General features: G+C 69.7%; 11 protein-coding genes. 6 read left to right on the forward strand and 5 right to left on the reverse strand.

Annotation, left to right across the window (positions count from 1 at the left end):
- Positions 1-39 precede the first annotated feature (39 nt).
- Both PSQ21_RS11180 and PSQ21_RS37860 read right to left on the reverse strand, forming a co-directional pair.
- Positions 40-372: a DUF6412 domain-containing protein gene (locus tag PSQ21_RS11180; protein ID WP_397989822.1), complete on the reverse strand. Its 333-nt coding sequence runs from the start codon at positions 370-372 to the stop codon at positions 40-42.
- Between the two features lie 111 nt (positions 373-483).
- The gene (locus PSQ21_RS37860; protein WP_443334380.1) at positions 484-804 is read right to left on the reverse strand and encodes a hypothetical protein; all 321 of its coding nucleotides are present in this window, start codon (positions 802-804) and stop codon (positions 484-486) included.
- Between the two features lie 223 nt (positions 805-1,027).
- Between PSQ21_RS37860 and PSQ21_RS11190 the strand changes: the two genes are divergently transcribed.
- The 6 genes from PSQ21_RS11190 (at position 1,028) to PSQ21_RS11215 (ending at position 9,583) form a co-directional block, all read left to right on the forward strand.
- Positions 1,028-2,035 carry an SEC-C domain-containing protein gene (locus PSQ21_RS11190; protein WP_274030330.1) on the forward strand — a complete coding sequence of 336 codons (1,008 nt, stop codon included), beginning with the start codon at positions 1,028-1,030 and terminating at the stop codon, positions 2,033-2,035.
- 210 nt (positions 2,036-2,245) lie between these two features.
- A complete protein-coding gene (locus tag PSQ21_RS11195) occupies positions 2,246-3,775 on the forward strand; it encodes an ATP-binding protein (protein WP_274030331.1) in 1,530 nt (509 codons plus the stop codon).
- A gap of 49 nt (positions 3,776-3,824) precedes the next feature.
- Positions 3,825-6,785 carry a Z1 domain-containing protein gene (locus tag PSQ21_RS11200; protein WP_274030332.1) on the forward strand — a complete coding sequence of 987 codons (2,961 nt, stop codon included), beginning with the start codon at positions 3,825-3,827 and terminating at the stop codon, positions 6,783-6,785.
- A gap of 13 nt (positions 6,786-6,798) precedes the next feature.
- Positions 6,799-7,239: a very short patch repair endonuclease gene (locus PSQ21_RS11205; protein WP_443334381.1), complete on the forward strand. Its 441-nt coding sequence runs from the start codon at positions 6,799-6,801 to the stop codon at positions 7,237-7,239.
- A complete protein-coding gene (locus tag PSQ21_RS11210; protein WP_274030334.1) occupies positions 7,236-8,189 on the forward strand; it encodes a DNA cytosine methyltransferase in 954 nt (317 codons plus the stop codon). The genes PSQ21_RS11205 and PSQ21_RS11210 overlap by 4 nt, the downstream gene beginning before the upstream one ends.
- Before the next feature lie 71 nt (positions 8,190-8,260).
- Complete coding sequence (locus PSQ21_RS11215) at positions 8,261-9,583, forward strand: DNA cytosine methyltransferase (protein WP_274030335.1); 1,323 nt, start codon at positions 8,261-8,263, stop codon at positions 9,581-9,583.
- On the opposite strand, the gene PSQ21_RS11220 is transcribed toward PSQ21_RS11215, so the two are convergent.
- The 3 genes from PSQ21_RS11220 to PSQ21_RS11230 are packed head-to-tail and all read right to left on the reverse strand — an operon-like array spanning position 9,505 to position 13,516.
- A complete protein-coding gene (locus tag PSQ21_RS11220; protein WP_274030336.1) occupies positions 9,505-10,407 on the reverse strand; it encodes a DUF6339 family protein in 903 nt (300 codons plus the stop codon). The two genes, PSQ21_RS11215 and PSQ21_RS11220, sit on opposite strands and share 79 nt — an antisense overlap.
- Positions 10,404-11,396: a hypothetical protein gene (locus tag PSQ21_RS11225; RefSeq protein ID WP_274030337.1), complete on the reverse strand. Its 993-nt coding sequence runs from the start codon at positions 11,394-11,396 to the stop codon at positions 10,404-10,406. The genes PSQ21_RS11220 and PSQ21_RS11225 overlap by 4 nt, the downstream gene beginning before the upstream one ends.
- On the reverse strand, positions 11,393-13,516 hold the full coding sequence (locus PSQ21_RS11230) for a helix-turn-helix domain-containing protein (protein WP_274030338.1): 2,124 nt from the start codon (positions 13,514-13,516) through the stop codon (positions 11,393-11,395). The genes PSQ21_RS11225 and PSQ21_RS11230 overlap by 4 nt, the downstream gene beginning before the upstream one ends.
- Positions 13,517-13,649 lie beyond the last annotated feature (133 nt).

Genomic DNA, 13,649 nt, shown 5'->3' on the forward strand with positions numbered 1-13,649 from the left:
AGATGCGGGAGGTACGTACGGGAAGACGTGCGGGGTTCGCTACGCGGCGGCCGTCAGGAGGGCGCGCCCGGGTGCCCGGGGCCGTGTGCGGCCCCGGGCGTCGGGGTCGCGTTGCGGGAGGAACGCGGTGCGCTGCTCCCGGTCCCTGATGGCCGTACGGACCCGGGTGCGGGGCACCGGGGACGCGCAGCGGGCACTGATGACGGAACAGGCGAGGAGCGCGGAGCCGGCGGCCGCGGTGGCGGCGAGCGCGACGGCCGCGGAGAGGCTGCCACCCTCGGCGAGGAGGACCTCGGTGAGGAAGAGGACGAGAAGCCCGGCGGGCCGGAGCAGCCGGGCGAAGGCGCGGCGCGGAGCGAAGACATCCCTCAAGGCAAGCACCTCCCGTTCCTCTCTCGTACGCACCTCGTACGGACTCGGACTCGTACAGCCCCCGGTACCGCTCATGCGCACCGTTCATCGATGCGCACGTCACTCTCTTCGTTATACATGATGACCGGATGTGCTCCGGGCGGGTCCGGAGTACATCCGGTCGGCTCGGGCGGAGGCCGAAGGACGGGAACGCCCCTCCTTCACCGCGTCGTCGACCACGGTCGGCTCGCCCCACTCCCGCCGCGGACTCTGCACGGTACGACCACCCTCGGCGCGCGATTCGCGGTCGGTCCACCACAGCTGGTGGGCGACGAGGAGCAGCAGCACGGCACCGAGGGTCACGACGAGCTCGGCCGACACCCACAGCCGCCGGGCGAGGAGACGTGACGCACCGCCCTCGCGGCTTCGCACGACCGACCGGATCGAGATCACCGGCCCTCTTCCCCCTCCTCGCGCAACGTTCCACTCCCGCAACATCGGCGTCCCCGCTCCCCCCCTGCCCCAGCTCTCTCCCCCGCATCGGCGCGCGCACGACGCCGTACGGGCATCGGCGCGCACGGTAGGGGCAAACCTCACAACTCTCCAGACTTCTCTCCCTTCTCACTCCCCCGCCCTCTCCTCCACGCCGCCGCCGTACGGCAGTACCGTGTGGTCCATGCGCCCCGACACGCCTGCCGACCACACCACCGAAGCCGAGCGTCTGCTCCGCACCGCGGCGCAGTACCCCGAGGACCACGAACCGCTGATCCTCCAGGCCGCGGCCCACCTGGAACTCGCGGGCGACCGCGCCCGCGCGAGCACGCTCTACGACGATCTGCTCGGGGCCCCCGAGGCCACCGTCGACAACCCGCACCTGATCAAGTCCCTGAAGGCGGCCAACCTCTGGGAGTACGGCCACGAGGCCGAGGCCCGGGCGATCATCGACGGCATCCGCGCCGCGGGCCCGCTGGACGCGGCACCGTGGCAGGTGGCCGCGGAGACCCTGGAGGCGCACGACGAGCTGGAGTCGGCGCACGACTTCCTCTCGACCGCGCTGACCCTGCTGCTGGCCCCCGGTGAGGAAGTCCCGTACGCCGTCCAGTCCCTGCTGACCGGCCGCCACCGGGTGCGCCGGCTGATGGGCCTGGACCACGACGCCTGGGACGAGCTGGCGGGCGAGCTGCACACGGCCCCGGTCCCCCTGGACGAACTCCACGACCCCAAGCGCCTGTGGTCGCTGGGCTCCTCGGACCCGGTCGAGCTGAAGGCCGAGATCACCCGCCTCCGCGCGGAACTGGGCACCTACCGCACGGCGCTCTCCCGCCCGTTCCCGGTCGCCGTCCTGCACTGGCCCGAGGACGAACTGCGCGAACTGCTCACCGCGTACCCGGCGTTGACCGAGGAGTACGTGGACCGCGCCACGCACCTGGACCGCCTGGAGACCGCGCTCCGGGACCTCCACGCGACGGGCACCCCGAACCTGGGCATCGTCACGGGCACGGTCCCCTCGTACGAGGCGTTCGCCGCATCCGAGGCCGCGTCCCCGGCCGACCCGGGCCTCCTCCCCCAGTACGCCACCACCCTCGCCGCCCGAGGCCGCGCCGTCCCCTGGCCCCCGTCCCGCACGGCCGCCTGCTGGTGCGGGTCGGGGGAGGCTTATGGACGGTGCCACGGGGCCGGATGACCCCCTTGGCTCGACGGCTGCGGCCCGGAACCGCGTACGACGGGTGCGGGGTTCCGGGCCGAGTCATGCGCGGGCCGGCAGACGACGGGCCCAGTCGATTCACGCAATGATCCCCGGACGCCCGACCTTTCCCATACGATCACATTTCAACAATCAACTCAGGGCCGACGTCCCCACACGGGCCCCGTTCATGTGTGCGAGGAAGCCTTCATGCCGCCCTACCAGCCGACCGCGGACTGGCAGTACGAGATCCCGACCGCGGGAAGCAAGCGTCTGCCGCCCGCCGCCCGTTACGTCGAGTCGCTGACGCACCAGGGATACGGGTTCGAGGCGGCCGTCGCCGACCTCGTCGACAACTCCATCGACGCGGGCGCCCGTAACGTCGTGATCAGCTTCCTCCGGGACGACCAGCGGCTCGTGGGGCTGCTCGTGGTGGACGACGGCTCCGGCATGAACGACGAGACGCTCGACACCGCCATGACGGTCGGCGGACGCCAGGAGTACGGGGACAGCGCGCTCGGCCACTTCGGCGCCGGCCTCAAGGCCGCCTCGCTCTCGCACGCCGACTCCCTCACCGTGATCAGCCGCACCAAACGCAGTCCGTCGACCGGCCGCCGCTGGCTGACCGCCAGTGCCCGGGCCGACTTCACGTGCGACATCGTGGACCCCCGCTACTGCCAGGCACTCGTCGACCGCTACGACGGCCTGATCGAGTGGCACGGCACGATCGTCCGCTGGGACCGGGTCAGGGCCTTCGAGACGATCACCGCCGGCCAGGCCGACCGCTTCCTGAACGACGCCATCGAGAAGCTGGAGACCCATCTCGGTCTCCACCTCCACCGCTTCCTGGCCCGCGACGACTTCAACGTCGACATCGTCGTCGAGGACGTGACGACGCGGGAGGAACTCGATCACCGCGGCGTCGAGCCGATCGACCCGTTCGGCTACCGGATCTCCGGCCGGCCCGGCTATCCGCGCACCTTCACCGCCCCGGTGGAGGGAGTCGGCGACGTCCCGCTGACCGCCCACATCTGGCAGCCGAAGTCCCCGCTGGTGAGCTTCCGGGGCATCGGCCCGCTCGCCGAGCGCCAGGGGTTCTACATCTACCGCAACGACCGGCTCGTCCAGGCGGGCGGCTGGAACGGCACCCGCAGCCCGGAGGGCCACCTCGCCCTCGCCCGGATCGCCATCGACCTGCCGGCCGAGGCGAACGACGTCTTCAGCCTCACGGTCAAGAAAGACGGCGTGAGCGTCACCCCGGCCTTCGCCCGCGGCCTGGAACAGGCCGTGGACGGCGCGGGGAACGACTTCGCGGCCTACGTCAAGGAGGCGGAGGCGACCTACCGGGAAGCGGCCCGGCGCGCCACCGAACCCCAGCGCAAGGCGGTCCTCCCCCCGGGCAAGGGCCTCGACCCGCGCCTGAAGCGCACGTTGCGCGACGAGCTGCCCGAGCTGGAGGGCGAGGACCCGATCACGTTCCGCTGGGACAGCCTGCACTCCGACGTGTTCTTCGAACTCGACCGCGACGAACGGGTGGTCAAGCTCAACAAGGAGTACCGGCAGGTCTTCAACGGCGGGCGCCGGGGCGGTCTGAACGACGCCCCGGTGGTGAAGAGCATGCTCTACCTCATGGTCAACGAGATCTTCCAGAAGGAACGGGTCCGGGCCACCCACCTCGACAACATCGCCCTGTGGAACAGCGTCCTCGTGACGGCCGCGCGCTGCGAACTCGCGCGCTGACCCGTCCCGTCACGCCGGCCCCGTTCCCCCCGGAGAAGAGATCCACCACATGACCGACCACCTGCTCCACCTCCATGGCGACGTCCTCGCCGCGATGCGCCGCGGGCCGAGGAACTTCGCCAAGCTCGCCTTCGCCCTCGCCGAGGAGGAAGAGCCCGCCGACACGGAACAGAGCACGTTCCGGGACCGTGTCGCCGGCTCGGGCCCGGGCGACGAGCTGACCGCGCTGTGGCACCGGACGCTGACCTCGTGGGACCTCGCGGAGCAGGCGGACTGGTCGGCGGCGCCGCCCCGCACGGACGAGCGGCGGGCGGACGCGTACGACCGACTGGGCTTCGACGCCGGCCTGCGCAAGGTGCTGGACCACGCGGTGCCGGTGTTCAAGGAGCCCGGCCCCACCATCATCAGCACCACACCGACCTCGTGGTACTCCCGCGACACGGCCGCGGTCCGGTCCTTCTACTGGACCGCGTACGAACAGCTCCTGCGCCGCAAGGGCTGGCCCGACGCCGCGGTGGCGAGCCTCGACGAGGCGAGCCACGCCGTGGTCGAGCGGCTCGCGGACCCGATGCGCCCCGACGCCTACGGAGCCCGGGGCCTGGTCGTCGGATACGTCCAGTCCGGCAAGACCGCCAACTTCACCGGCGTCACGGCCAAGGCCATCGACGCCGGGTACCGCCTCGTCATCGTCCTCGGCGGCACGCTGAACCTGCTGCGCGGACAGACCCAGCGCCGCCTGGACATGGAGCTGATCGGCCGGGAGAACATCCTGCGCGGCGCGGACCCCGACGATCCGGACGCCCTGACCGGCGTCGACTACCAGGACGACGAGGACTGGCCGGAGAAGTTCGTGAGCCATAACGGCCGCCCGTCCGCGCTCGGCGCCTTCGACATCGAGCGCCTCACCACCCGGGACGACGACTACAAGAGCCTCGCCACCGGAATCCGCGCCCTCGAATTCGACAAGCAGGTCCGCACACAGCCACTGCACGTGCCGGACAACCTCCACCGTGCCGCCGCCCGCGTGATGGTGGTGAAGAAGAACAAGTCCGTCCTGAGCAAGCTCATCAAGGACCTCAAGAAGATCGGCGACCCGCTGCTCTCCGAGATCCCGACGCTGATCATCGACGACGAGTCGGACCAGGCGTCCGTCAACACGACGGACCCGAAGAAGTGGGAGGAGGGCAAGGTCACCCGCTCGGCGATCAACGACCAGATCTCCCAGCTGCTCAAACTCCTGCCCCGCGCCCAGTACGTCGGCTACACCGCGACGCCCTTCGCCAACGTCTTCGTCGACCCGGGCGACGGCGACGACATCTTCCCGCGCGACTTCCTGATCTCCCTGCCGCGCCCGATCGACTACATGGGCGTCCAGGACTTCCACGACCTCGACCGCACGGACGAGGCGGCCGTCGGGAGCGCCGAGCGGGCGCACGTACGCGGTATCTACGACGACGCCGACGGGGACCGGCTCGCGGAGGCCCTCGACGCCTTCGTCCTCACCGGCGCGCTGAAGCTGTACCGGGCGGCCCACGACCCGTCCCTGGAGAGCCACTTCCAGCACCACACCATGCTCGTCCACGAGTCCGTCCGCATGGCCGAGCACGCCGCCCTGGCCCTGCGGATCAGCTCGATATGGCACCAGGCCGCCTACACGAGCCAGGAAGGCCACGCCCGCCTGGCGGCCCTCTTCGCCTCCGACTTCCAGCGCTTCGCCGACGAGGGGCTGCCCACGCCCGCCTCGTACGAGGAGCTGAGGCCGCACGTCTTCCGCGCCCGCCAGCTGATCAACTCGGGCGGGACGCCGGTGCTCGTCGTCAACGGCGACACCGAACGCGACTACGACCAGCCCGAGCTGGACTTCGACCGGACCCCCCACGTGTGGAAGATCCTCGTCGGCGGTACGAAGCTCTCCCGCGGCTTCACGGTCGAGGGCCTGACCGTGACGTACTACCGCCGCAGGACCCAGCAGGCCGACACCCTGATGCAGATGGGCCGCTGGTTCGGCTTCCGCCCCGGCTACCGCGACCTGGTACGCCTCTACATCGGCCGCGCGGAACCCGCGGGCAGGACCGGGACCGTCGACCTGTACGAGGCCTTCGAGGCGATATGCCGCGACGAGGAGACGTTCCGCGCCCAGCTCACCCGCTACGCCACCCTGATCGACGGCAAGCCGCAGGTGACCCCGGCCCAGATCCCGCCCCTGGTCTCCCAGCACCTCTCCTGGCTGAAGCCTTCCGCCCGCAACAAGATGTTCAACGCGGAACTTGTGGAGATCCGCTCCCCGGGCGAGTGGGTCGAACCGACGGCCTACCCGACCTCGCCGGCGGACCTGCGCCACAACGCGGAGGTGTGGCGGCCGGTGCTGGATCTGCTGGACGCCGCCCCCGTCACCCTGTCGCGCGACGCATCCGGCAGCGGCCGCGGCGAGAGTTTCGAGGCTGAGATCGGCACCCTCGACCACGAGGCGATGCTCAAGGTCCTGTGCGACCTTCGGTGGTCGTTTCCCTCCCAGTTCTCACCCCACCTGGAGTCCCTGCTCTCCGCGGGTGAGCGTGACGAGGACATCGACGACTGGCTGGTGGTACTCCCGCGACAGACGTCGTCCCGTCGTGTCGAGGCGAGCGTCCTGGGGTCCCGCCCCCTCTCCCTCGCCCACCGTGCTCGGCGGCGTGGCGATCTCTTCGGTGCCATCAGTGAGCCGAAGCATCGTGAAGCCGCACTACGGATCGCACGCGCGAACGACTCGGGAAGCCGGTCCGGCGACGGAAGCCTGGAATCGTTGGCGCGTGAGCGGCGCGGCGTGGTCGTCCTCTATCCCGTGGTGGAGGAAAAACCCCCGGCCGTATCCCCTGCCGGAGCGATAGCCCCGGAGCGTCTGGTCATGGCCTTCGGTCTGGTCGCACCCCGTTCCTCGACCACGCCGCAGGGAAACCTGGTGCGTTTCCGGACCGTCGATTCGACCAGGAAGAACTCCGTGATCATCGACTGCGGGGCGGGCGGTTCGTAGGAGACTGGTGATGATGAGCACAGTTGAACCTTCGTCCCCCGGCGTTTCCGCCCGGATGAGCCGCCAGGCGAGCCGCGACACCAAGCCCGAGGTAGCGGTACGCAAGCTGCTGCACGCTGCGGGCTATCGCTTCCGGGTGAACGCCCGGGTGCCGGACATGCCCCGGCGCACGATCGACATCGCCTTCACCCGGGCCAAGGTCGCCGTGATGATCGACGGCTGCTTCTGGCACGGCTGCCCCGTTCACGCCACGCGACCGAAGTCGAACGCTCAGTGGTGGCGGGACAAGCTGGACCGGAACATGGCCAGGGACCGGGAGACGACGGAGCACCTGGCTGCGGCAGGATGGACCGTGCTGCGATTCTGGGAGCACGAGACGCCGGACGGGGCCGCCGCGCTGGTGGCGGCGGCCGTCGACGGGCGGCGTGGAACGAACGAGGACGGGGGCCCATGAGCGATCTGAGGTTCGTCGATGTGTGCGCGGGGGCCGGGGGACTGGCCCTGGGGTTCGAGAAGGCGGGTTTCGAGCCCGTACTGCTGTTGGACAAGAAACGGATCGCCTGCGAGACGCTCCGGATGAACCGACCGACGTGGCACGTCCTGGAGGCGGATCTCCTGGACTTCGACCCTGCCGAGCACCGGCAGACCTACGACGTGGATCTCCTGTCGGCCGGGCTTCCCCGGGTGAAGTCCAGCGCGACGGTTGCGAGGGTGGAGACGGAGGAGGAACAGCGGCTGCTGGAGGCCTCGGTTCTCCTTGCCCATGCCATCCAGCCGCGCGCGCTGGTGATCGAGAACGTTCCGGGGCTGGTCGACTCCCCGAAGTTCGAGAGCATCCGCGATTTCATCCGGAAGGAACTGGAGCACCTGGGCTACCGCTTCCGTTGGTTCGTCCTGAACGCCGCCGACTTCGGCGTGCCGCAGGATCGCAAGCAGGGGGTACTCGTCGCGCTCAAGGACCAGTACTTCGACGCGTTCGAACCGCCGGTCCCGACGGTCAGGGAGCATCTGCCGGTGGGTCGAGCGCTTCACGGATCAGTGGGTGCTCGCGGTTGGCCCGGCGCCGACGCCTGGGCGGCACAGGCCATCAGTGTCGCCCCGACACTGGTGGGCGGCTCGGACAAGCGGGGAGGCGCGGACCTCGGGCCGACGGGTTCGAAGAAGGCATGGGCTCGGATGAGGGTCAACGGCGGCACGGTGGCCGACGAGGTGCCGGGTCCGAACGACGACGTGTCCGGGTTGATCAAGCTCACGGACGCGCAGGCGGCGATTCTGCAGGCTTTTCCGCGGGAGTGGCAGTTCGCGGGAAAGAAGACCGCCCGCTACCGGCAGATCGGCCACGCCTCTCCCCCGCCGGTCGGAACGGCGCTCGGGCGGGCCGTTGCCACCGCTCTGAAGGGCTGATCCGCGCGCCGGGAGCGGTGCCGGCCGGAAGCGTCCGGAGTGATCTTGATCGCCGGCTACACTTGCACACCATGACCCACCCCTCTCCCCCTTCACTCCCCTCTGCGAAATTCGGGATCGTCGATCTCTTCGCAGGGCCCGGCGGCCTCGACATCGCCGCCACGATCATGAAGGGCGAGGGCGTGGAGAGCATCGGTGTCGAGTGGGACGACGCCACCCGCGCGACGCGTGCGGCGGCCGGTCTCCTGACCACCGACGTGAAGGATGTCGCCGAGCTGGGCCCGTGCGACCCCTCGGTCCACGAGGCCACTGTGCTCACCGGCGGGCCGCCCTGTCAGTCGTTCTCGGTGGCGGGCAACCGCGAGGGCCATCAGGCGCTGGACGACGTGAAGCGGCTGGCCTCCCGGTTGATGGAGCAGAAGGACAAGGCTTCGTTCGACGTGGCCTGGAAAGAGGTCAAGGACGAGACCGACGCGATGTCGGACAACCGGACCGGGTTCGTGCTGCAACCACTGCGCTGGATCATGGAGGCGATGCTCGAGCGCGAGCGGCCGTACAAGGTGATCGTGCTGGAGCAGGTACCGACCGTGCTTCTGGTGTGGAAACACTTCGCGGAACTCCTCCGGGGTGTTGGCTACGCCGCCGAGGCCCACGTGCTGCACACCGAGGATTTCGGAGTTCCGCAGACACGACGCAGGGCGGTACTGATCGCCCAGTACGACCCGAAGAACGTGCACCGCAGGGTTCTCTTCCCCGAGGCGACGCACCAGAGGTACCGGAAGGGTGCCGTACGGCTTCCCCCCAGAGATGCCACTCAGAAGGCATCGTTGTTCGACGACGTCGAGCCCTGGGTCTCCATGGGAGACGCGCTCAGCGGCACACGGACGACCGAGTTCGTCATGGTCTCCAATTACGGGTCCGGCGGCGACCCGAAGAAGCGGGGTCGCCGGGAGTCCGGGGAGCCCGCCCCGACGGTCACCGGCAAGGTACGGCGCAACCGCCTGTACACCTTGCGGAAGGACGGCGCGGGCGAGATCGTGCTCAGGCCGGAGGACGAACTCGAACGCCTTTCCCCGCGGGAGGCCGGCCTGCTCCAGTCCTTCCCCGCGGAATATCCCTGGCGCTCCACCGATGTGGCCCAACAGATCGGGAACGCCATCCCGCCGAGGCTGTCGCTGCACATCCTGAGCATGGCGCTGTTCAACAGGCCGCCACGGAAAGAGTGGTTCGAGCAGTTGGAGAAGTGGAGTCCCCGGGGCGAAGCGTCGCAGGCGCAGGCGACGACTCCGGCGGCGTCCGTTCGGTCCGCGCCTCCTCAGGTCTCGGCGCCGTCCCGTTCGTCCGCGTCCGACCGTCCCCTCACCGGTGCTTCGGCGAAGAGCTCCGCGAAGTGATCGACGAGTACGGCCACCGAACGCTCCGGAGTCTTCTCTTCGTACGGCCCGACGGGCAGCTCCCTGCGCGGGACGGCCGGAGCTGACTCCGCCGCCTCGATCCACTCCCGCAGGGGCCGGCCGTCCCGTTCGGCGTCGGGCGCGATGACGTCGTACATCAACGTCGCGGCGGAAGCGTTGATGGCCGCCACCAGCGCGTTCACCTCCCGACCGGTCCGCACGGTGCCGCGCTCCATCAGGCGAACCGCCGCCTGCGCCGTCGGCCGGTGGTCGATCACGTCGACCCGCAGGGCTGTGTTCAGCATGTCCTGGTTGGAGCACACGGTCACCACCGGTCCGTAGTCGGGACCGTCGCGGAACAGTTCGGCGGTCCACCACAGTCGGGCGAACGCCTGGGTGTAGGCCGGCCCTCGGAACCGCCGGGAGGCAACCTTCGGCGGAACGTCCTCCGATTTGGCCACCAGGTGGCGCCAGACCACATAGTCCGGAGCCACCCCCAGGGCCAGGTAGTTCCAGATCCGGCGGTCGGCCGCCTCCCGCCGGGTGAGCCTGAGCGTCGCGTGGAGCCGGGGTGCCAACCAGGCATCGGCGCTGGTCGGTCGGCCGTCCCGGAACTGATACATCGCGTCGTCGATCAGGTCGCGCACAGGGCCCAGTTCCGCACGGCTCTCACCGTCGTGCGGCAACGGTTCGGTGGTCTTGTTGAGCGCTATGGCCTGTGCGTCCTCCTTGCCCGACAGAAGCCCTTCGGTGAGGTACCGCGCCGCGTTGAGGTCCGCGAGCAACGCCAGGCGTTCCGGGAGGAAGTTCGGCTTGTCGGTCATGCGTCGGCCCCCCGGTGGATGCTGTCCAGACCACGGATCGTGGCACTCAGCGCCTTGGGCACATCGGCCCTGCGCGTGGCGGCGTAGTGGATGCGCGGTTGGAGATCGGTCCATCCGGATGCTCCGGTCCGTCTCCGATGGACCTCCCCCAAAGCGTCCTCGACCGGGAGGCCGGGCACGATGTCGGGCAACATCTCGCGCAGCACCTCGCCTCTCCAGTCCCGGGGGAACAGGGGAGTCCCGTCATCCTCGATCTCCAGGTCTCCGATGGCGGTGTGGAAGACGGCGGTCCACACGTCCGTGCACATCTGGGCGATGAGCAGATCCCGCACCATGTTGTCGACCGAGGTGCCATTGCCGGCGACGAGGTCGGAGACTCCCTCGAAGTCCTTGTTGATGTGGACGACGGGAAGGTCGCCGGACGTGTCCACGGCCCAAGGCACTTCCTGGAAGCGGCGCAGCCACTGCGGGCCCTCGCGGAATCCGACCTCGACGACCTCGAGCTCCCTCTCGCGCAGCGGGGCTTCGGCCTTCAGGTCGACGATCCAGTCCTTGGCCGAGGCGGCGATCTCACGTCCTGGCACACCGTCCACCGTGGCGACGACGTGGACGGACATCGTCGGCCGGTCCAGGTGGTCCGCACGCCACAGATCGAGCTGCCCCTCCCACTTCCGCCCGTCCTCCGCACCGGGGGCGAGGGCCGTGGCGATCCGTGTGTTGGTGGCCCCTTCGCTCAGCACCACGACGACCGCCAGGTCGGTCCACGGGCTGTCGGGGGCGGTCGCCCGGCCCGGCACGGTGGCCGAGACCTTCATACGGAGCCACTCCCAGTCGTCCCGTCCCGTCGAGCCGGGCGCGACGACCTGCTCGACGGCGGAGAAGGCGCTGGTGTCGAGGGGGTCCCTGACGTCGTCCGGGCCCCGCAGTTCGACGGAGGTGACTCGGAGCGACACGACACCGGGAAGTCGCTGATACGGGTATGCCCTCATGCCTGGGCCCCCTTGTCGGTGCGGAGTTCCACGACGAGGCCACTGAACTGGGCGCGTACGGGATGGGTGGTTACGTCGGTGGTTCCCCGGAAGGTCGCGGTGCGCGCGCCGGAGGCGAAGCGGATCGTGCCGTCGACGACTTCGCAGTTGTGCACGGCGACCAGCTCCGACCAGGCCAGAACCGGCCGGGGCCCGGAGCGCACGTCGAGCTTGGCCACCGGTGCGGCGCGCCAGGAGTCTCCGCCGGCGGGGATCTTCATCTCGGCCGTGACGCACCACGCACCGCTGTCGTCGATCCGGGCGTCGAGTTCCTCGAGCGTCGGCGGGCCCGCCGGGGGCGTGGGTCGAGCCGCCCTGCGTCCTCCCACGGACAGACGCTTGCGCAGTCGTTCCGGGCCGCCCTTGCGACTCTTCCTGGGCAGTGCGACCAATTCGCGCACGGCCTTGTTCGCCTGGTTCGTGAGTGCGCCGATCCGTCGGTACGCGGAAGGCGAATACAGCATGCGCAGTTCCTCGGTCTGTCCCCACTTGTCGTGCTCGGGCGGTTCGGAGGCGCGCAGGAAGGCCTCGGCCTCGTCCGCGAAGGGGGCGTCGGCCCCTGCCGCTCTGCCCGCGAGCAGGACCGCCTGGAACGGGTTGGTGCCCACCGGTAGACCGGGCACCCAACCGATCTTGACCGTCATGCGGTTGCCCCGCATGGTCGTCACCCGGTTCGGCTTCCCGTCGTCGCCGTCCTCGGCCTCCGTGACCAGCACGACCGCCCGGTGCTCGACCGCGTTTCCGCGACCGGCGGGGGCGGGCACCATCAGAGGCACGGTCGCCATGGCCACCTGCCCGGACTCGGTCATCCTGTCGACGGTCGTGCCGTCCAGGAACGCCTGCAGTGCGCGCGTCCGGGAGGGTTGGGTCTCCCGGGGGTCGACCCGCGTCTCGGGGATGAGCTCCACTCCGTTGCGAAGCGTCCTCACCGATGCCTCCAGCAGGGGCCGCTGTTTGCCACCGCCGGTCATGGCCGCCCAGAAGTTTCGGCCGAGCGCGTCCTTGAGGCGGTGGTGCATGCGGTGCACGCTGTCGTCGTCCTCGACGTCGGCGTCGGTGTCCGTCCCTTCGACGAGGCTGGCGACGTCGTGCGCGCCGACGATGAGGAAGGACGTGCCGGGCTCGGTGCTCTCCCGGGTGAGGTGGAGGCGTTCGACGCTCTCCTCGTCCGCCCACCACGAGCGGGCCACGTTCACGTCCTCCGTCTCGAGGTCGGGTCGACCGAACCAGGCGGGGCCGGCCCACGGCTTGCCGTCCACCTTCCGCCAGGGAAGGTCGAGCCGTCCGACGAGCCGACGCTCGGTCCGTCCTTCGTGTGGCTCCGACAGGGTGGAGTTCATGAGGACCAGGCCGAGACGGCTGGTCGCCCAGAGCGTCGCCTTGCCGAGGCCGTAGGACCCACCGGCGCCGCTCATCGACTTCTGGCTGTCGAGTTGCCGACGTACGACCGCGGCGAAACGACCGGTTTCGTAGTCGTCACCGGTCAGCCCGGAGGCGTTGTAGTCGTCGATACGGAGGAGCACCAAGCGGTCCCGGTCGTACATGTCGCTCAGCCCGGCCGCGATCATGCGCCCCACCTTCTGGTCCTGCTGCGCGGCCGCTTCGTAGTGGGGCAGCAGATCGTCCCAGCGAATTTCGTCCCGGAACCGGGCCAGAGCCTCGCCCGACAGTTCGTGCAGGGTGTAGCGAACCCGGACCGGCTGGGCGAGGTCGAGCCGTTCGTCGAGGCTGTTCTGGGTCGCCTCCCGGGCCAGGACGCCGACGTCGGCCTCGAAGGCGAAGGCCGCCGCGTTCCCGAACTCGCGCCCACCGTCGGCGTGTCCGGGACGGTGGTACCAGGAAATCGGCAGGCCGGCCAAGGTGTCGGAGGTACGGGTGTGGATGGTCCCCAGGTCCGTGCCCAGCGCCTCGGCGATCTTGTGGATCGTCTCCTCGCGAGGAGTCGCGCGGCCCGTGATCCAGGCGGAGACGGCAGCGCGCGTCATCCCGACCCGCTGAGCGAGATCGGCCTGGCTCATGCCTGACTGCTTCAGCTGGCGGGCCAGCCAGGGGCCGAAGTCCATCCCGGTGTCCACCCTCATCACTCCTCAGCTGCGGCGTGGGCCATGACCTGCACGATACACCCACCATTTGACGCTGACGATCCGTCCGACAAAGGCGTTTGACACCTCCCTTCGAGACTCCTTCCACACCTTCAATTCCTTGGAAATAAAT

The organism is Streptomyces sp. MMBL 11-1, assembly GCF_028622875.1.
Taxonomy (GTDB): domain Bacteria; phylum Actinomycetota; class Actinomycetes; order Streptomycetales; family Streptomycetaceae; genus Streptomyces.